Here is a 16981-nt window from a genome sequence, read left to right as displayed (position 1 = left end):
CGGCCGTGCGGGTGCCGTAAACGAGCCGGGGTGCGCCATGTCACCCCGGCTCGTTGCTGCCTAGACGGTGGTCGCGCCGGGCGAGGCGAGGCCCAGTGAGCGCTTCAGGAAGTCCACCTGGAGGAGGAGCAGGTTCTCCGCCACCGTTTCCTGAGGGGTCATGTGGGTGACGCCCGACAGCGGGAGCACCTCGTGCGGGCGGCCGGCGGCCAGCAGGGCGGAGGATAGCCGCAGGGTGTGCGCCGCCACCACGTTGTCGTCCGCGAGCCCGTGCACGAGCATCAGGGGCCGGTGCGGTGCGGCGGGCGCGGACAGCCCCTCGTCGGTCACGAGCGAACTCCCCGCGTAGACGGCCGCGTTCGTGGCCGGATCGCCGAGGTACCGCTCCGTGTAGTGGGTGTCGTAGAGCCGCCAGTCCGTGACGGGGGCGCCCGCGATGCCCGCGTGGAAGACGTCCGGGCGGCGCAGCACGGCGAGACCCGCGAGCCAACCCCCGTAGGACCAGCCGCGGATCGCGACCCGCGACAGGTCCAGCGGGAAGCGTTCCGCGAGCCCGTGCAGCGCCTCGACCTGGTCGTCGAGCGTGACCGTGAAGTCGTCGCGGATCGCCTTCTCCCAGGCGGGGGAGCGCCCCGGGGTGCCGCGGCCGTCCGCGACGACCACCGCGAACCCCTGGTCGGCGAACCACTGGGAGGTGAGGTAGGCGTTGTGCGCGGCCAGCACCCGGGGGCCGTGCGGACCGCCGTACGGGTCCATCAGGACGGGCAGGGGATTGTCGCCGTCGTAGTCGGTCGGCATAAGCACGGCGCATGGGATTTTCCGTGCGCCCCCCTGTGTGAGTGTCACGCGCGGGGACAAACCGGGGTGTTCGGCGTGAGACGTGACGGTCGTCGGGCTCTTGGGGCCACGCAGCACCTGCACCTGGGTGCCCGGCCGGTCGAGCGCCGACGACACGAGCACGGTCACGCCCCCGGCGCGAACCGCCGAGTGCACGCCGGGCTCCTGCGAGAGGCGCTCCACGCCCAGCTCGTTGACGCGGTACACGTGCACCTCGCCGGTCTCCGGGAGGGCCGCCGCCTCGCCCGCCGACGCCGCGACCAGGACGTCGTCGGCCGACACGTCGAGCACCGCCCGGACGTGCAACTGCGCCCCGGTCAGCGGCCGTTCGCCGAACGCCAGGACCCGCGCGCCCCCCTCGTCGGCGATCCGCACGAGCTGTCCACCGGGGCTCCAGCACGGCACCCCGGGGAAAAGATCAAGCCAAGTTGGATCTTCGTCCGCGTGCACCATCCGAGTCGAACCGGAGTCCGGATCCACGGCCAGGAAGAGCTGGCTGCGCTGGTCCCGTGCCTGCACGAGGATCAACGGCGCACCCGCCGCTGACCAGTGCGCATGCGCCAGATACGGGTACCGGGACCGGTCCCAGGAGACTTCGGTGCGCGCGCCGTCCAGCCCGACCACGAAGAGCCGCACCTCCGCGTTGGCGCCGCCCGCCGACGGGTACGCGACCCGCTGCGGCTCGCTCTCCGGACGCGCCGGATCGGAGATCCACCAGCGCCGCACGGGGGAGTCGTCGACGCGCGCGACCAGCAGCCGGTCGCTCTCGGGCGACCACCAGAAACCGCGCGAACGCCCCATCTCCTCGGCCGCGATGAACTCCGCCAGACCGTACGAAACCGACCCCGCCCCCTTCACGGGCTCCGGCTCCGCGAGTGCCCGGTCGTCCGCGCCGTCCGCCCCGACGACCCGCAGGGCGCCCCCGGTGACGTACGCCACGAGCCGTCCGTCGGGCGACGGCCGCGGATCGATCACCGGACCGGGGACGCGGAGTTCCCGTGCCGTCCCCGCCCGCAGCTCCGCCGTGAACAGCCGCCCCGAAAGAGTGAAAGACGCCAGCTCGACGGCCGTGTCCGTGGCATATCCGACGATCCCCGCACCGCCCTCGCGGCTGCGTTCGCGGCGCGCCCGCTCCGCCGCCGGGAGTCGCTCCGTGGCGCCCCCGAGGAGCGCGGCGGGGTCGGCGGCCGGCCGCTCCCGGTTCTCCGCCACGTCGAGAACCCACAGCTGGTTCGCCCGGTCCGTACCGGACGAAGACCGCAGGAACACCACCCGGGAACCGTCCGGCGCCACGGTGAACGCCCGTGGTGCGCCGGAGGTGAACCGCTGCGTCCGGGCGGACCGGCGCGGGAAGGACAGAGGCTCGTTCGTCATCCCCCGACCATATTGGCCATGCGCCCCCTTGTGCGGCCGTGCGCCGATCGATGCGCGCGTACGGATAGTTATGATCACTAGCGCTGCGTGGGTAAGAACCTGCTGGCTGCTGCAACGACGTACCCGACCCCGTACGAGCCTCGTACGGGGATCTGTATGTCACCCGTACAACCCCCCTGGTCCCTGGGAACTTTGGAGGTGAGCCGCCGTGGCACTTTCGATTTCGGCGGTGGTGCTGCTGGCGATCATCGTCTTCATCCTGGTGAAGAAGTCAGGACTGAAGGCCGTCCACGCCTTGGTCTGTGTCCTGCTCGGGTTCTACCTCGCCTCCTCGACGATCGCGCCCACGATCAACGATCTGACGACGAACATCGCGGGGATGATCGGCAGCATCAAGTTCTGACCGGTCAGCCCCCGGACGCGAACGACACGAAGTCGGCCCAGGCTCCCGGCGTCACGGTGAGCCGGGGGCCGGCGGCGTCCTTGGAGTCGCGGACGTGGACGGTGCCGGGGGTGGTGGCGACCTCGATGCAGGATTCGCCGCTGGTGCCGCCGCTGTAGCTGCTTTTGAACCACGCCAGTTCAGAGGCGTCCTGGGCTGAGGTGGTGCGGATCATGTTTCTCCCAGCAGTTGTTCGATGAAGGCGAGAGATTCCCTTGGTGGGAGAGCTTGAGCCCGGATGGTGCTGAACCACAGGTCGAGGATCCGGAGTTGCTTCAGCTCGGAGACTGGCCGGCCACTGAACACGCCATCGGCACGCCCCACAGCGGCTCCGTCCCCGAACTTCAGCAGTTCGATCCTGCCGTCCAACCCGGGATGGGCGTCGCTCTTCGTCGGCATCACCTGAAGCGTGACGTGACGCACTCGTCCCACCTTCCGGAGACGTTCGAGCTGCTGCTTCCACGCCATTGTGCCCCCGACCTCCCGGCGAAGTGCGGCCTCTTCCAGTACGAAGTTGATCGACGGTGACGGTTCTCGCTCGAAGACCGACTGCCGAGCCAGGCGAGCCGCCACCATGCGCTCCACGTCGTCCGGTGAGTACGGTGGCTGCGCAGCTTCGATCAACGCCCGTGCATGGTCGGGGGTCTGCAACAGGCCGGGGAGGGTGTTGCACTCGTACACCCCGATCTCGACGGCTTTGGCCTCCATCGCCGCCAGGTCCCGCACCTTTTTCGGGTAGCTGACCTTCTTCACATCCTCCTGCATGGCCGAGAGCAACCCGCCTGCCCCCAGCACCTCGTCAGCCCGGTCCAAATATTCGGGGCGGGGGATCCGCTTGCCCGCCTCGATCTTGTAGACCATGTCCTCGCCGTACCCGACCGCCTCGCCGAACTCGGCGGCCCGTATCCCCACCGCCTCGCGCCGCAGCCTCAGTTGCCGCCCGACGGTCGCGACGACCGCGACGCCCCAGTCGTCGTCCGGGTCCACCTCCCAGCCCGGCTCGTCCGCCTCGCTCTTGAGCCGCCTCACGTCGTCCACCGACATCCCGCACCCCTCCGCCGTACCGCTGAACCTCAACGCGCCCTACCCGTACGACGGTTCCGGACAGCCCGGACAGCCCGGACACGACCGGACAAGCTCCGGACAGTCACCGTACGTACCGGCGTCGTCACTGTTCACGGTAGGTGTGAGCCGCCACGCTGAGTGACGTGAACCAAGAAATCGCCGACCCCGCGGTCCAGCTGCCGGGGACCGTCAGGAACTCCAGCGTTCTGCTGTCGCCGACCCCACGCGGTGCTCGTCTCGCCCGGCTGCTCGCCACCGAGCAACTGCGCTCCTGGGGGCTGCCCCTGGACCGGGCGCCGCAGGTCGTCGCCGAGCTGGCGGCCAACGCGGCGACCCACGGCCGGGTTCCGGGCCGCGACTTCCGGCTCACGCTCTACGTCGTCGGCGGCACCCTGCGGATCGAGGTCACCGACACGCGGGGCGACCGGGTCCCGGAGATGCGACACCCGGTGGGGGACGCGGAGTCCGGCCGTGGGCTCGTCCTCGTCGACGCCCTGGCCGACCGCTGGGGGACCGTACCGGGGCCGCGTCCCCGTAAGACCGTGTGGGCGGAGATCGACCTCCCACCGGAACCCGCCCGCCCGTGCTGCGGTGCCGGAAGCGGTCCTTCCCAAGGAACACAAGGGTGAAATGACCCGGCCAAGCCCCACCCCTCCCGCCCCCGGCGCACACTCACTCGCGCGAGTGAACATCACCGACTCGGCTGGATTCGGGGGCCGTTGGCTGCCCTACGCTCGGCGCAACACAACAGCAGACATGCGACGGCCCTCGCCGGGACGCCAATCCCAGTGCGAGGGCCTGACCACCGAGGAAGTAGGAGCTTCCCGATGGATACGCAGAACCCTAGCGCGCCCCCGCGCGCCCGGTCCCGGGTTGCCGCCAACGGCCACCCGAACCGGGAGCCCGTACGGGCCGGTGGTGTCATCCACGACAACACCCGCCACACCGCCCGCTTCACGGTGATCGGCAACCACCTCGCCCAGCACCCGGAACTGTCCGGGCTCGCCATCGGACTCGGCGTCCACATCCAGTCCCTCCCCGCCGGTGCGCCCGTCGACATCAGGACCCTGACCGCCCGGTTCCCCGAGGGCGCGACCCGCATCGCGGCGGCCCTGCGCGAACTCGAAGCCCACGGCTATCTCCGGCGCACCCGCGAACGCGTCCGCAGCGGCCGGATCGTCACCCGTACGGTCTCCTGCAACCAGCCGGGTCGCGGAGGCGAGGCCCGCAGCGGGCCCCGGAGGGCGACAGAGGCCGCGCGGCGGGACGCGGGGGAGGAGCCGGTGCGTCAGGGCGGGTTCGACCCCGAGGGCCCCGCTCGTGGCCGCCCGGCGGCGGACCGGGGCCCGCACCCGGTCCCGTACGAGCCGCGTGAACGGCGCGAGCGGCGTACCGCCCGGGCGTCTCTCCCCGAGGTGCCCCGCCCGTCCTGCGCCGCCGCCGACCTCCTGCGGACCGCCACCGACCTGCTCGCGGGCCTCCACCGACGCGACCCGCGCCTGCTGCTGTCCGGGGACGACACCGCCCACCTCGCCCCGGGTGTCGCCGCCTGGCTGGAGCGGGACGTCGACGCGGGGTCCGTAACCCTGGCCCTGACCAGGGACCTGCCGCCGGAGGGGCTCAGGCGCCCGGCAGCGCTCCTGGCCCACCGCCTGACGGCGCAACTGCCTCCGCCGCCGCCGTTCCGCGCTCCCGCTCCACCGGCGGACGTCCGACACCCGCTCCAGACCTGCGACGGCTGCGAGCGCGCCTTCAGAGCCCCCGCACCCGGCCACTGCCGCGACTGCACCCCAGCCTTCGGCAGCGCCGCCTGATGCCCGGGGCCCGGGCCTGCCCGAGCCCGCTCCGGCCGGTGCCTCGTAGGCTGGCCCCATGACGGAACTGCCCGACCGGCGTCTGCTCCTGGTGCACGCGCACCCGGACGACGAGTCGATCAACAACGGCGCGACCATGGCCCGCTACGCGGCCGAGGGCGCCCACGTGACGCTGGTGACCTGCACCCTCGGCGAGGAGGGTGAGGTCATCCCGCCCGGACTCGCCCATCTCGCCGCCGACCGCGAAGGCGGACTCGGTACGTTCCGCACGGGTGAGCTGAGCGCCGCCATGAAGCAGTTGGGCGTCCACGACCACCGCTTCCTCGGCGCACCGGGGCGATTCCGCGACTCCGGGATGATGGGCGTCGAGCAGAACCACCGCCCGGGCGCCTTCTGGTCCGCCGACCTGGACGAGGCCGCCGACAGCCTCGTGGAGGTCGTCCGCGAGGTGCGCCCCCAGGTGCTCGTCACCTACGACCCGGACGGGGGGTACGGGCACCCCGACCACATCCAGGCCCACCGCGTCGCCACCCGCGCCGCCGAACTGGCCGCCGACCCCGCCCACCGCCCCGACCTCGGCGACGCCTGGCGGATCACCAAGACCTACTGGAACCGCATGCCGCGTCCGGTCGCCGAGGAGGCCTTCGCCCGGCTGCGCGCGGCGCTCCCCGAGCTGCCGTTCGAGCGGGCCGCCGCCGTCGACGACGTACCGGGCGTGGTCGACGAGGCGAGCGTCACCACCGAGATCGACGGAACCGCGTTCGCCGCCGCCAAGATCGCCGCGATGCGGGCGCACACCACCCAGATCACCGTGGACGGCCCCTGGTTCGCCCTCTCGAACGACCTGGCCCAGCCCCTCTTCACCACCGAGTACTACGAGTTGGTGAACGCGCCGCGCCCCGCCGCGCGGGAGACGGACCTCTTCGAGGGGATCGACGGGGCCGGGAGGACCGCCCGGTGAGGGACGCACGAGCGACGAGCACGACCAGGCAAGGGACGGACCTGTGATGAGTACGACGGGACAGCGCGGCGGCGGAAGCATGCTCGCGCAGCCACTGACACGGCCCTCGGGCGGGCGCATCGCCGCCTACCTGGGGCTCTTCCTGCTCGGCGCGGTCGTCGGGGCCGCCGGGGCGCTGGTGCAGCCCGGCTGGTTCCCGCTCGGGCTGCTGCTCGCGCTCGCGGGGGGCGCCGGACTCTTCCTCGGCGGATCGAGGGCCACCGGAACCCGGGCGGGGGCCGTCGCACCCGCGGCCGGCTGGGTGCTCGCCGTCGTCCTGCTCACCGCCAGCCGGCCGGAGGGGGACTTCCTCTTCGGCGCCGGGATCGGTTCCTACCTCTTCCTCCTCGGAGGGATGGCTGTCGCTGTGATGTGCGCCACCCTGGGTCAGGGGCGGCAACCGGGCGGCTCCGGCGCCCGACTTGGCAAGTGACGTACCACTTCGCCGTATCGGTCAGGTGCGGGTCCCGTGCGAGTTTCCTCATCGGGCGAGGTTTGCGCGCCGGACACGGCCAGTATGGTGGTGCGCGCCGCCGAGCTGCCCGAGATGAGGTCGAGGAAACGGGCGGCGGAGCCAACCGGGAGAACCTGCCTTGAGTCGTGAAACTGACAGTTCGTCCTCCGGGCCCAACGGGCGCGGTGGAGCCGCGTACCCGTCGGGGACGCCGCCGTACGGGACCCCCGCGGCTTCCGAGAGCGGTGCCGACGCGGGCCGTTCGGCCGCCGGCAAGCCGCCGGAGGAGCGCAAGACCGAGACCACCCTGACGACCCGGATCCGGATCAACATCCCCGGATCGCGGCCCATCCCGCCCGTGGTCGTCCGCACACCCGTCGCGGACTCCGACGCGCCCGCCGGCAGCGGCGACGGCGCGAACACCGGTGCGGCACAGCCGTCCCGTGGCGCGAGCGCGCCCACGGGCACCTCCGCGGCGGTCACCACCACCGCGGCCCCCTCCGTGCCGGCCCCCGCGTCGGCGCCGCCCGGGGACCAGCCCGGTGGGCCCGAGGAGAAGACCAGCGACTGGTTCGCCCCGCGCAAGTCCGGTGCCCCCAAGGGCGGCCAGGGCGGCGGGTCGACCAACGGGGCGGGACTGCCCGGCGGTTCGGCTCCCTCCGCGCCCGCAGGCACTGCCGGCCCCGCGGGCCAGGGCGGGCCTTCGGGCAACCGGCCCGGCACCGGACGGCCGACGCCGTCCGGCGGCGCGGGCCCGCTGGGCATCACCGGCGGGGTCCGCCCCGGCGGGACGAACGGCGGCGGCACCAACGGCGCCGGGCTGCCCGGCGCCACCGGCGCCGGACCCGTGGCTCCCGGCCACGGCGGCGGCACGGGATCCTTCGACGTCTCCGGCGCGCTGCGGGACACGGGCTCGTTCCCGGTCGTCGGTTCGCACGGCGGACCCGGCGGTCCGGGCGGTTCCGGCGAACCGCGCCGCGACGACCTCCCCTACTTCTCCGAGGGCGGCCAGGGCGGCCCGTCCGGCGCGACCGGCGGTCCGGTCACCGGTGACGGCCCGCTGCTGCCCCCGGCCGGCCCGGGCGTCGCACCCGGCAGCCTCGCAGCGGCACCGGGCCACGGCTCCGGTCCCGGCAACCCGAACCCGGGCGCGGGCCAGGGATATCCGGGCGGCGGCCTGAGCGGCGGTCTCAGCGACGACACCGCGATCCTCACCCCGCAGAAGCCGGCACCCGACCCGGGCCCCGGCGGCTACGGAGCCCCCGTGGACAACGTCTCCGGGCACACCCTGACCAGTGGCATCCCCGTCATCAACCCCGGCCAGAACTCGCCGTTCGGGCCCGGTTCGCACCCCGACGGGCCGCTGCCGCACACCCCGCCGAAGCTGCCCGAGCCGGTCCAGCAGCCGCCCGCCGCGGCGAAGCAGGCGAAGAAGAAAAAGGGCCGCAACAAGCCGGCGCTCCTCGGCGCCCTCGTCGTGGTCCTGGCCGGCGGCGCCTACGGCGCGGGCCTGCTCATGAACCACTCGGACGTGCCCAAGGGCACCACCGTGCTCGGCGTCGACATCGGCGGCGGCACCCGCGACGACGCGGTCAGGAAGCTCGACGACGCGTTCGGCGACCGCACGAACAAGCCGCTCAAGTTGTCCGTCGACGGGGACACGGTCTCCCTCAAGCCCGACCAGGCCGGACTCCAGCTCGACACGCAGGCCACCGTCCGCGCCGCCGCGGGCAGCGACTACAACCCGGTCTCCGTGATCGGCTCGCTGTTCGGCCGCCGGCGCGTGGTGGAGCCGGCCATGCCGGTCGACGAGGAGAAGCTCCAGGCCGCCCTGGAGCGCGCCGCGAGCGGCTCCGGGTCGGCGAGCGACGGCACGATCAAGTTCCAGCCGGGCAAGGCCGTTCCCGTCTACGGCAAGGTCGGCAAGGGCATCGACATCACGCCGTCGATACAGGCCGTCGAGGACGGCTACCGCGCCCAGGTGGAGACGAACGCGACCACCCCGGTGAAGGTGGCCACGACGACGCGTCAGCCGACCGTGTCGAAGGAGGCGGTGGACCAGAAGATGGCGTCGTTCGCGACACTTGCGATGTCGGCGAACATCACGATCCGGACGGACGACCTGCACTCCGTCCCGTTCAGCCCTCAGAAGTCCATCTGGAGGTTCCTGAGCGTCGAACCGGTCGACGGCAAGCTCGTCGAGCACTACGACCTGAAGGTGCTCAAGTCGCTGTACGGCGGCGTCTTCGACGGGGTCACCGTCACCAAGGGCGACGGCAGCAAGAAGCCTGTCAGCCCCCAGGAGGTGGCCTCCGCCGTCGGCAGGGCACTGGTCGGCAAGACGGCCGCGGAGCGCGTCGTGACCATCCCCACCGACCCCAGCTAGCGTCGGCCGCAGGCCACATCAGGCGCAAAGAGGGCATCCTGCCGGGTTCGTACCGGCAGGATGCCCTCTCGCCGTATGACATCTGTCATCCGGGACCGAGGACACACCGCACTGCCGCCGGGACCTCCTCCACCGCCACGATGGATCGCATGACAACCACTGCGACCGCGGCGGCCACGACCTCGGTGGTCGGGTTCGAATCGGTGACCAAGAGCTACGGCGACGTCCGGGCCGTCGACGCCCTGACGCTCGACCTGCACCCGGGCGAGACCGTCGCCCTGCTCGGCCCGAACGGCGCGGGCAAGTCGACCACGCTGGACCTGCTGCTCGGCCTGAAGAACGCCGACAGCGGCACGGTCCGGGTGTTCGGCACCACCCCGCGCGAGGCGATCGTCGCCGGCCGCGTGGGCGCCATGCTCCAGAGCGGCGGCCTGATGGACGAGGTCACGGTCGGCGAACTGGTCAAGCTCGCCTGCGACCTGCACCCCCGGCCCTACCGCGTCACCGACGTCCTCGCCCGCGCCGGTATCACCCAGATCGCCGACCGCAAGGTCAACAAGCTCTCGGGCGGCCAGGAACAGCGCGTCCGCTTCGCCCTCGCCACGGCCGGCGACAGCGACCTGATCGTCCTCGACGAGCCGACCACCGGCATGGACGTCACGGCACGCCAGGCCTTCTGGGCCACCATGCGCGAACAGGCCGACCAGGGCCGCACGGTCCTCTTCGCCACGCACTACCTGGAGGAGGCGGACGCCATCGCGGACCGCGTCCTCGTGCTCCACCGGGGACGGCTGCTGGCCGACGGCACGGCCGCGGAGATCAAGGCCAGGGCGGGCGCCCGCCGGGTCGCCTTCGACCTGGAGGGCCCCATCGACGAGACCCCGCTGCGCGCCCTGCCCTTCCTCACCTCGATCGACGTGTCCGGGCAGACCGTCCGCATCCAGTCCGCCGACGCCGACGCGACCGTCCACGCGCTGTACGGACTCGGTGTCTACCCCCGCAACCTCGAAGTCGCCGGGCTCGGTCTCGAGCAGGCCTTCGTCGCCATCACCGCCGCCGAAGAGGCCAACCGCACCGCCGCCGAGGAGGCGACCTCCAAGTGAACAGTCTCATCAAGCTGGAGATCACCCGCGCCCTGCGCAACCGCAAGTTCCTGTTCTTCTCGGTCATCTACCCCTCGGCCCTGTTCCTGCTGATCGCGGGCAACGCCGACAGCACGACCAAGGTGGACGGCACCGGACTCACCCTGCCGACCTTCTTCATGGTCTCCATGGCCTCCTTCGGCGCCCTGACCGCCGTGCTCATGGGCAACAGCGAGCGCATCGCCAAGGAACGCGAGAGCGGCTGGGTACGGCAGTTGAGGCTCACCACGCTGCCCGGCCGCGGCTACGTCCTCGCCAAGACGGCGAGCGCCGCCGTGATCAGCCTGCCGTCGATCGTCATCGTCTTCGTGGTCGCCGCCGCGGTGAAGGACGTACGCCTGGACGCCTGGCAGTGGCTCGCGCTCACCGGCGTGATCTGGGCCGGCAGCTTCGTGTTCGCCGCGCTCGGCGTGGCCATCGGATACGTGGCCAGCGGTGACGCGGTCCGCCCCATCACGATGATCGTCTACTTCGGCCTCTCGATGCTCGGCGGCCTCTGGATCCCCTCGACGACCTTCCCGGACTGGCTGCAGAACATCGCGAAGTGGCTGCCCACGCACGCGTACGCTGCCCTGGGGCAGGCCATCGAACTGGGCGACGCCCCGCACGCGAAGGACATCGCCATCCTCGTCGTCTTCTTCGCCCTCTTCGCGGGCGGCGCGGCGTGGCTGTACCGGAAGGACACGCTGAAGGCGTGAGTGCCATGACGGAAGACCCGCTGCCCGACGGCGCCCGCAAGGAGCGGCTGGTGCAGATGGGAGAGCCCCCACGCACCCTCCGCGACGCCCTGGCCAAGTCGCTGTGGATCGTCATCTGGCTGGTGTTCCTCAGCTCGCCGGTCCAGGACCTCGTCTCCGGCGACCACACCACGCGGGCCACCGTGGCCGGCTGGGTCGGCCTCGCGGCGTTCGTCGCGATCTATCTGACGCTGGTCTTCCGGAACATGGGCAGAGCGTCCGCGGACATCCGGACCGTGGCCCTCATGGTCCTCGCCCTCGTCGCGCTCGCCGTCGTCCTCTGCCTCACCCTCGGCCCGCCCTGGCTCGGCCTGTTCGTGTACGTCTCGGTGGCCTGCGGGACGGCGTTCCCGCTCCGGGTGTCCTACTGGACCATCCCGCTGACCGCCGTCGTGATGCTCCTCGTCGGCCTGCACGCCGGGGAGAAGGACGCCCGGGACCTGATCCTCCTCGTCGTCCTGATCGGCTTCGCGATGACCGGCGTACGACAGCTCGTGCGCACCACGGTGGAGCTGCGCCGGGCGCGGGCCACCGTCGCCCAACTCGCCGCGAACGAGGAGCGCCTGCGGCTCGCCCGGGACCTGCACGACCTGCTCGGCCACTCGCTGTCGCTGATCACGCTGAAGAGCGAACTGGCCGGACGGATGCTGCCCGACCACCCCGACAAGGCGGCCCAGCAGGTCGCCGACATCGAGCAGGTCAGCCGCCAGGCCCTGGTCGACGTCCGCGAGGCGGTCACCGGCTACCGGCGGCCCCGGCTCGCCGGTGAACTCGCCGGAGCACAGGTCGCGTTGACCGCGGCGGGCGTCGTCGCCGACCTGCCGGCCGAACCCGACCTGCACGGTGTGTCCACGGAGAGCGAGTCCGCGCTCGCCTGGACGCTGCGCGAGGCGGTCACCAACGTCGTACGGCACAGCGGCGCCCGGCGCTGCACGGTGGAACTCGTCCGCCGCCAGACCCTGGACGGTCCCGTCCTCGAACTGTCCGTGGAGGACGACGGCTCGGGCGGCTCCGGCGGCGGCACCCCCGGCAACGGCCTGACGGGGCTGACCGAACGCCTGGAGAAGGCCGCGGGATCACTGGAGGCGGGCCGTACCCGGCACGGGTTCCGGCTGGTCGCCCGCGTCCCCCTCACCGACGAACGGGCCCCTGTGGGCCCGGCGGACGACACCGTAGGATCCGGTGCATGAGCCGCACGATCAAGGTCCTGCTCGCCGAGGACCAGTCGATGGTCCGCGAGGCGCTGGCCGCCCTGCTGGGACTGGAGCCGGACATCGACGTGGTCGCCCAGGTGGCCCGCGGTGACGAGGTGCTGGCGGCCGCCCGCGCCCACGACGTGGACGTGGCGCTCCTCGACATCGAGATGCCGGGCATGACGGGCATCGAGGCGGCGGCGGAGGTCCACCGGGAACTCCCCGGCATCAAGCTGCTCATCCTCACGACCTTCGGCCGTCCCGGCTATCTCCGCAGCGCCATGGAGTCCGGCGCCGACGCCTTCCTCGTCAAGGACGCCCCGGCCGCCCAACTCGCGGCGGCCGTACGCAAGGTGCTCGCCGGCGAGCGCGTCATCGACCCCACCCTGGCCGCCGCCGCACTCGCCGGCGGCGCCAACCCGCTCACCGACCGCGAGCGCGAGATCCTGCGCGCCGCGGCCGACGGCTCCACCAACGCCGAACTCGCCAAGGCCCTTCACCTCTCCCAGGGCACGGTCCGCAACTACCTCTCCACGGCCATCCAGAAACTGGCGGTCCGCAACCGCGCGGAGGCGGTGAGAACGGCCCGGGAGAAGGGGTGGCTGTGAGGGGCGGGTGTGCTCGCGTTCAAGGTTCTTTGGACCCCGGCCGCGCCGGTAGTGCTTCCTTCGCCTCCCTCGTCAGTTGAGCATCGCCCGTGCTGCCAGGGCCTGTTGGCGGACTCGGGTGGCGGCTGGTTCGTCCACTGCCGAGACCACGTCCGCGTAGGCGTCGAGTTCGGCCGCGCCGGTCAGGAAGTCGCCTCGTTGGACGAGGAGTTGGGCGCGCTCGTAGCGGAGTCGGGCCGGGTGGGACGGGAGCAGCAGGGAGAGGTCGACCGCCCAGAGGGCCACGTCGGAGCGTTCCGGGCGGGCGGTGGCCCAGGCGCGGATGTTGTTGAGGATGCGCAGGACCACGTCGAGCGGCTCGGCTGGGGAGAGCATCGAGGGGTCCAGCGGAGCGCCCGTCGCACCCGCGACGAGGAGTTCCGCGTCCGCCCCGGCCAGGACCCGCCCGCCGTCGAAGGGGTCCGCGAGCACCTGCTCCTCGGGCGGTCCGAAGCCCACCACGAAATGGCCGGGCAGCGCGACCCCGTAGACCGGTGCCCCGGCCCGGCGGGCGACCTCCATCCACACCACGGAGAGCAGAATGGGCAGCCCGCGCCGCCGCCGCAGGACCGTGTGCAGGAGGGACGAGTCCAGTCGCTGGTAGTCGACCGGCAACCCCCGGAATCCGCAGCGCCCGCCGAGCAGTTCGGCCAGCGCGGTCGCCCAGGAGCGCGGACCGCCCGGACGGAACGGCAACCGCCCCGCCAGCTCGTCCAGCTCGATCTGCGCCGCGTCGATCCCCGCCTCGTCCAGCGTGCCGTCCGCGGCGGCTCCGACCAGCAGACAGAGCAGCGCGAGGTCGGGACGCTCGGCCCGCGCCTCCTCGGCGAACCGCCGCCGCACCTCGTCGGCTCGCTCCCTCTCCGGGGGGTGCGGGGAAGACATAGCGGGTTCGTGCCCCTTCACGCCGATCGATACGTCTCGGCACCGCCGGATCCGTCCGGCCCCGGGGTGGCGTCGCCCACCGCGAGAACGTCCGTGGGCGTGCCCGCCGCTGCCGGGGGCGCGCCCGCGGAGGCGTCCTGCTCCACGCCGGTGGCCTCCGCGGCCTCCGTCCCCGCCGCCCACCGGTAGTGGTGGTACGCGTGGTGGGCGGAGAAGCCCAGGCCGGAGTACAGGGTGCGGGCCGCCGCGTTGTCCGTCTCCACCTGGAGCCAGGCCGCCGACGCGCCCTCGGCCAGGGCACGGTCGGCCAGGGCGGCCATCACGGCGGTGGCGAGGCCCCGGCGCCGGTGTGCCGGATCCACCTCCACGGCCGCGAAACCGGCCCAGCGGCCGTCCACCACGCACCGCCCGATCGCGGCCGGCGGCTCACCCGGCGCGCCCGGCACCGTCGCGAACCACACCGAGGGCCCGCTCCCGAGCACTCGCAGGGCCACCTCGCCCACTCCCTTGCGCTGGTAGCGGCCGAGCCACGACGCGTCCGCCGTCCGGGAGAGCGTCACCTCGGGGGCCTCGCGGTCGGCGAGCGGCGCGAGGGCGCCGATCCACAGTTCGGCGGTCACCTCGTTCGACCAGCCGCGCGCCTCCAGCTCCGCGCAGAGCAGTTCCTCCGTGCCCTCGGCGCCCGTGCTGGTCTGGATGTAGGCGGGGAGCCCGCGGTCGCCGTACCAGTCCCGGACGCGGGTCAGCGCGTCGTCCAGCGGCACGCCCGGGTCGCCCAGCGGCAGCACGGAATTGGCGCGCCGGGTGAACCCGCCGGCGGCCCGCAGCTCCCAGTCGCCGAGCCGCTCGCTCTCCACCGGACGCCAGGCCCGCGCGGCGACCCGCGCCAGCTCCTCGTACGACGCGGCCGGACCGCGCCGCCGCGCCGGAGCGGCCGGGACGACCTTCCCCGCGACCAACGTCGACTCCGCGATGCGGACCCGCTGACCGGTCCGTCGTGTGATCAGCAGCACACCGTCGTCCCATGATGTGAGAACACCGACCGTATCGGTGAACTTCTCCACCGTGTCTCCATCGTCGGTCATGCGTCGCACGGAGACGCGTTTCCCCACGTCAGCAGCGGTGATACGGACCTCGAGTCGGCCGGAAGCAGAGATTTCCACGGGTCGGTCCACCCCTCCTGTTCGGATCATGCCCAAGAACGGAGATACTAGGGGCGGGCATCGACGACGCCGCGCTCCCGCGCGCCAGGCGGCGGAGCCTACGCAGGCCCGCCAGCGCCCTATCGAGGAGGAACGACAGCGTGACCTACGTCATCGCGCAGCCTTGTGTCGACGTCAAGGACAAGGCGTGCATCGAGGAGTGCCCGGTCGACTGCATCTACGAGGGCTCCCGGTCCTTGTACATCCACCCGGACGAATGCGTCGACTGCGGAGCCTGTGAGCCGGTGTGCCCGGTCGAGGCGATCTTCTACGAGGACGACACTCCGGAGGAGTGGAAGGACTACTACAAGGCGAACGTCGAGTTCTTCGACGAGCTCGGCTCGCCCGGCGGCGCCAGCAAGCTGGGCCTGATCGAGCGCGACCACGCCTTCATCGCAGCCCTTCCGCCGCAGAACCAGTAGCACCGGTGAGCGGACCGCCGGGGCACCCCCGGCGGTAGCTCGAGGAGCGCCGCCTCGGTCCCGTACGGCCTCGATCGCTCCGATCGCCGTACGGGACCGAGGCATTTGCCGTTCCGGCCCGTACGGCGGCCCGTGTCCGTCCGAACGGGCCGTGGGCAGGGCCGTCAGCACGACACCGTACGGGTCGTACGTACGAGAAAGTGAGCCCGATCCCGTGTCCGCAGTCTCCGACCGGCTTCCCACCTTCCCCTGGGACAAGCTGGAGCCCTACAAGGCGACCGCCGCAGCTCACCCGGGCGGCATCGTCGACCTGTCCGTCGGCACCCCGGTCGACCCGGTGCCCGAGCTGATCCAGAAGGCTCTGGTGGCCGCTGCGGACTCGCCCGGCTATCCCACGGTGTGGGGCACGCCCGAGCTGCGGGACGCGCTCACGGGCTGGGTGGAGCGACGGCTCGGCGCCCGGGACGTCACCCACCGCCACGTCCTGCCGATCGTCGGCTCCAAGGAACTCGTCGCCTGGCTGCCCACCCAGCTGGGCCTCGGCCCGGGGGACAAGGTCGCCTACCCGCGCCTCGCGTACCCGACGTACGAGGTCGGCGCGCGGCTCGCCCGAGCCGACTACGTGGCCTACGACGACCCGACCGAGCTGGACCCGACGGACCTGAAGCTCCTGTGGCTGAACTCCCCGTCGAACCCGACCGGCAGGGTCCTCTCCGCGGCCGAGCTGACCCGGATCGTCGCCTGGGCCCGCGAGCACGGCATCCTCGTCTTCTCCGACGAGTGCTACATCGAGCTGGGCTGGGAGGCGGAGCCGGTCTCCGTCCTGCACCCGGACGTCTGCGGCGGCTCCTACGAGGGGATCGTCTCGGTCCACTCGCTGTCCAAGCGCTCCAACCTGGCCGGCTACCGCGCCGCGTTCCTCGCGGGCGACCCCGCCGTCCTCGGCGAGCTGCTGGAGATCCGCAAGCACGGCGGCATGATGACCTCCGCGCCGACCCAGGCCGCCGTGGTCGCCGCCCTCGGCGACGACACCCACGTCCGTGAACAGCGCGAGCGCTACGCCGCCCGTCGCGCGGCCCTGCGCGACGCTCTGGTGCGGCACGGCTTCCGTATCGAGCACAGCGAGGCGAGCCTCTACCTCTGGGCGACCCGCGACGAGTCCTGCTGGTCGACGGTGGCCCACCTCGCCGACCTGGGCGTCTTGGTGGCCCCGGGCGACTTCTACGGCGAGGCCGGCGCGACGTTCGTCCGCGTCGCCCTGACCGCCTCGGACGAACGCGTGGCCGCCGCGGTGGAGCGCCTCACCTCCTGAGTCACGCCCGCGGCGCGGCGACGTGAGGCGGCCGGGAACAGCGAAACGGGGGTCCGGGGAAGCGAGTTC

Annotated in this window: 17 protein-coding genes; 12 read left to right on the top strand and 5 right to left on the bottom strand. The window is 72.5% G+C overall.

Going from position 1 to position 16981, the window contains the following annotated elements:
• Positions 1 to 60 precede the first annotated feature (60 nt).
• Positions 61 to 2211, bottom strand: coding sequence for a prolyl oligopeptidase family serine peptidase (locus AB0C62_RS16410; RefSeq protein ID WP_362973625.1), 2151 nt, complete (start codon positions 2209 to 2211; stop codon positions 61 to 63).
• 208 nt (positions 2212 to 2419) lie between these two features.
• Here AB0C62_RS16410 and AB0C62_RS16405 point away from each other — a divergent pair, with 208 nt between their 5' ends.
• Positions 2420 to 2614: a hypothetical protein gene (locus AB0C62_RS16405; RefSeq protein WP_081219228.1), complete on the top strand. Its 195-nt coding sequence runs from the start codon at positions 2420 to 2422 to the stop codon at positions 2612 to 2614.
• A 4-nt stretch (positions 2615 to 2618) separates the two neighbouring features.
• Here the strand turns inward: AB0C62_RS16405 and AB0C62_RS16400 are convergent, their stop codons facing one another.
• Positions 2619 to 2828, bottom strand: a complete 210-nt coding sequence (locus tag AB0C62_RS16400; RefSeq protein WP_362973623.1) for a DUF397 domain-containing protein — start codon at positions 2826 to 2828, stop codon at positions 2619 to 2621.
• Positions 2825 to 3697: a helix-turn-helix transcriptional regulator gene (locus AB0C62_RS16395; RefSeq protein ID WP_362973621.1), complete on the bottom strand. Its 873-nt coding sequence runs from the start codon at positions 3695 to 3697 to the stop codon at positions 2825 to 2827. Before AB0C62_RS16395 ends, AB0C62_RS16400 begins: the two co-directional genes overlap by 4 nt.
• 164 nt (positions 3698 to 3861) lie before the next feature.
• On the opposite strand from AB0C62_RS16395, the gene AB0C62_RS16390 reads away from it, so the two are divergent.
• The 9 genes from AB0C62_RS16390 to AB0C62_RS16350 all read left to right on the top strand — a co-directional run bounded on the left by AB0C62_RS16390 (position 3862) and on the right by AB0C62_RS16350 (position 13052).
• A complete protein-coding gene (locus AB0C62_RS16390; protein ID WP_362973619.1) occupies positions 3862 to 4347 on the top strand; it encodes an ATP-binding protein in 486 nt (161 codons plus the stop codon).
• 198 nt (positions 4348 to 4545) lie between these two features.
• Positions 4546 to 5532 (top strand): helix-turn-helix domain-containing protein, encoded by a 987-nt coding sequence (locus tag AB0C62_RS16385; RefSeq protein WP_362973617.1) that lies wholly within the window; start codon positions 4546 to 4548, stop codon positions 5530 to 5532.
• A gap of 58 nt (positions 5533 to 5590) precedes the next feature.
• Positions 5591 to 6493: an N-acetyl-1-D-myo-inositol-2-amino-2-deoxy-alpha-D-glucopyranoside deacetylase gene (gene mshB / locus AB0C62_RS16380; protein WP_362973615.1), complete on the top strand. Its 903-nt coding sequence runs from the start codon at positions 5591 to 5593 to the stop codon at positions 6491 to 6493.
• 46 nt (positions 6494 to 6539) lie between these two features.
• On the top strand, positions 6540 to 6965 hold the full coding sequence (locus AB0C62_RS16375) for a DUF6113 family protein (protein WP_362973613.1): 426 nt from the start codon (positions 6540 to 6542) through the stop codon (positions 6963 to 6965).
• A gap of 160 nt (positions 6966 to 7125) precedes the next feature.
• Positions 7126 to 9372 carry a hypothetical protein gene (locus AB0C62_RS16370; RefSeq protein ID WP_362973611.1) on the top strand — a complete coding sequence of 749 codons (2247 nt, stop codon included), beginning with the start codon at positions 7126 to 7128 and terminating at the stop codon, positions 9370 to 9372.
• Positions 9373 to 9521: 149 nt separating this feature from the next.
• The gene (locus AB0C62_RS16365) at positions 9522 to 10475 is read left to right on the top strand and encodes an ABC transporter ATP-binding protein (protein ID WP_362973609.1); all 954 of its coding nucleotides are present in this window, start codon (positions 9522 to 9524) and stop codon (positions 10473 to 10475) included.
• Positions 10472 to 11212 (top strand): ABC transporter permease, encoded by a 741-nt coding sequence (locus AB0C62_RS16360; protein WP_081219246.1) that lies wholly within the window; start codon positions 10472 to 10474, stop codon positions 11210 to 11212. Before AB0C62_RS16365 ends, AB0C62_RS16360 begins: the two co-directional genes overlap by 4 nt.
• A gap of 5 nt (positions 11213 to 11217) precedes the next feature.
• Positions 11218 to 12441, top strand: a complete 1224-nt coding sequence (locus tag AB0C62_RS16355) for a histidine kinase (protein ID WP_362973853.1) — start codon at positions 11218 to 11220, stop codon at positions 12439 to 12441.
• Positions 12438 to 13052, top strand: coding sequence for a response regulator transcription factor (locus AB0C62_RS16350; RefSeq protein WP_362973607.1), 615 nt, complete (start codon positions 12438 to 12440; stop codon positions 13050 to 13052). The genes AB0C62_RS16355 and AB0C62_RS16350 overlap by 4 nt, the downstream gene beginning before the upstream one ends.
• Before the next feature lie 72 nt (positions 13053 to 13124).
• On the opposite strand, the gene AB0C62_RS16345 is transcribed toward AB0C62_RS16350, so the two are convergent.
• On the bottom strand, positions 13125 to 13976 hold the full coding sequence (locus tag AB0C62_RS16345) for a transglutaminase-like domain-containing protein (protein WP_362973605.1): 852 nt from the start codon (positions 13974 to 13976) through the stop codon (positions 13125 to 13127).
• Between the two features lie 17 nt (positions 13977 to 13993).
• Positions 13994 to 15139 (bottom strand): GNAT family N-acetyltransferase, encoded by a 1146-nt coding sequence (locus tag AB0C62_RS16340; RefSeq protein ID WP_362973603.1) that lies wholly within the window; start codon positions 15137 to 15139, stop codon positions 13994 to 13996.
• 140 nt (positions 15140 to 15279) lie between these two features.
• Here AB0C62_RS16340 and fdxA point away from each other — a divergent pair, with 140 nt between their 5' ends.
• Together fdxA and AB0C62_RS16330 are read left to right on the top strand one after the other, a co-directional pair.
• A complete protein-coding gene (gene fdxA / locus AB0C62_RS16335) occupies positions 15280 to 15600 on the top strand; it encodes a ferredoxin (protein WP_030573070.1) in 321 nt (106 codons plus the stop codon).
• Between the two features lie 214 nt (positions 15601 to 15814).
• Positions 15815 to 16912: a bifunctional succinyldiaminopimelate transaminase/glutamate-prephenate aminotransferase gene (locus AB0C62_RS16330; RefSeq protein ID WP_362973601.1), complete on the top strand. Its 1098-nt coding sequence runs from the start codon at positions 15815 to 15817 to the stop codon at positions 16910 to 16912.
• Positions 16913 to 16981 lie beyond the last annotated feature (69 nt).

The sequence above is a fragment of the Streptomyces sp. NPDC048643 genome (genome assembly GCF_040650615.1).
Taxonomy (GTDB): domain Bacteria; phylum Actinomycetota; class Actinomycetes; order Streptomycetales; family Streptomycetaceae; genus Streptomyces.
Note: the sequence above shows the minus strand (reverse complement) of the source record. Positions and strands in the feature narration are given on the sequence as shown.

Bases quoted from the DNA above. Each gene is read 5' to 3' on its own strand.
- AB0C62_RS16410 (WP_362973625.1), bottom strand. From the start codon at position 2,211: ATGACGAACGAGCCTCTGTCCTTCCCGCGCCGGTCCGCCCGGACGCAG.
- AB0C62_RS16400 (WP_362973623.1), bottom strand. From the start codon at position 2,828: ATGATCCGCACCACCTCAGCCCAGGACGCCTCTGAACTGGCGTGGTTC.
- AB0C62_RS16395 (WP_362973621.1), bottom strand. From the start codon at position 3,697: ATGTCGGTGGACGACGTGAGGCGGCTCAAGAGCGAGGCGGACGAGCCG.
- AB0C62_RS16385 (WP_362973617.1), top strand. From the start codon at position 4,546: ATGGATACGCAGAACCCTAGCGCGCCCCCGCGCGCCCGGTCCCGGGTT.
- mshB (WP_362973615.1), top strand. From the start codon at position 5,591: ATGACGGAACTGCCCGACCGGCGTCTGCTCCTGGTGCACGCGCACCCG.
- AB0C62_RS16375 (WP_362973613.1), top strand. From the start codon at position 6,540: ATGAGTACGACGGGACAGCGCGGCGGCGGAAGCATGCTCGCGCAGCCA.
- AB0C62_RS16365 (WP_362973609.1), top strand. From the start codon at position 9,522: ATGACAACCACTGCGACCGCGGCGGCCACGACCTCGGTGGTCGGGTTC.
- AB0C62_RS16355 (WP_362973853.1), top strand. From the start codon at position 11,218: ATGACGGAAGACCCGCTGCCCGACGGCGCCCGCAAGGAGCGGCTGGTG.
- AB0C62_RS16350 (WP_362973607.1), top strand. From the start codon at position 12,438: ATGAGCCGCACGATCAAGGTCCTGCTCGCCGAGGACCAGTCGATGGTC.
- AB0C62_RS16345 (WP_362973605.1), bottom strand. From the start codon at position 13,976: ATGTCTTCCCCGCACCCCCCGGAGAGGGAGCGAGCCGACGAGGTGCGG.